The following is a 986-nucleotide window of genomic DNA, read 5'->3' as shown; positions in this document are numbered from 1 at the left end:
TACGCTATCGGTGCTAACACTGATGTGACTGCTTCAGATGTAACTGCTGCTTTAAACGAAGTGATTCCAACTGTACCAAGTGCATTTAACTCACAAGGTGTACGTGTTGTTGTCGTTTCTGGTGAAAAAAACCAACAACTTTGGGACTTGATTAAAGGTGTACAAACAGAAGTATTAGACGCAGGTACATTAAACTACATGACACCAATCATGGATGGTGCGCGTGAAGCAGTTGGTACAATCTTATTCTTCGAAGACCGTGACGCTGTTGAAGCAGGTATCCCTGGTAACCCAGAACGTCGTTCAGTTTACAAAAATCACGAATCAGCAAATGCGCAATTAACAGCTTGGTTAGCATTAACTGAATTAGGTTTAGGTGCAAACTTACAACATTTCAACATTGGCTACGAGCAAGGATTTGATCGTGCTATCCGTGAATTGTTAGATTTACCTGAAGCTTGGGAATTAGTTGCTGAAATGCCATTCGGTTCTATTGAAGCACCAGCTGCAGAAAAAGAAGTTATCGCTGCTGAAGAACAAGTTATCTTAAAATAATCACGTCATATTAGACGTTAACAAAAAGGATCATTTACCTCATGGTAAGTGATCCTTTTTTGTGTTCATTCATTGATTTTACGGAATTGAAGGGGACTAACCTGATAAGTTTTCTTAAATGCCTTACTAAATGCTAAAGGATCAGTAAAACCCACGGAACTAGCAATTTGAGAAATGGTCAAGGAGGAATTGATTAACAAATCACAACTTTTCTTCATTTTGACCATTAATATATAATCTTTTATTGACTGTCCTGTTTCTTCCTTAAATATCTTATAAAGATAACTGCGGTTCAAATTTAATTTTTCAGCTATTGTGGTAACTTGTAGGGGGGTATCATATTGACTATGAATAATCTTCAAAGCTTGCTTCATATACTTCTTGTGGTTGTTATGACTTTCCTGCGCTTCCTGGTTTGGAAATTCTTCAAT

General features: G+C 37.2%; 2 protein-coding genes. One reads left to right on the top strand and one right to left on the bottom strand.

The features are described 5' to 3' along the window. Positions 1 to 555 (top strand): nitroreductase family protein (locus ACRCJ0_RS15435; RefSeq protein WP_431391073.1); only part of this gene is annotated, 555 nt, incomplete at its 5' end. Between the two features lie 65 nt (positions 556 to 620). Here ACRCJ0_RS15435 and ACRCJ0_RS15430 read toward each other — a convergent pair. Continuing rightward, positions 621 to 986 (bottom strand): helix-turn-helix domain-containing protein (locus tag ACRCJ0_RS15430; RefSeq protein ID WP_431391072.1); only part of this gene is annotated, 366 nt, incomplete at its 5' end.

It is taken from the genome of Aerococcus sp. L_32 (genome assembly GCF_050689315.1).
Note: the sequence above shows the minus strand (reverse complement) of the source record. Positions and strands in the feature narration are given on the sequence as shown.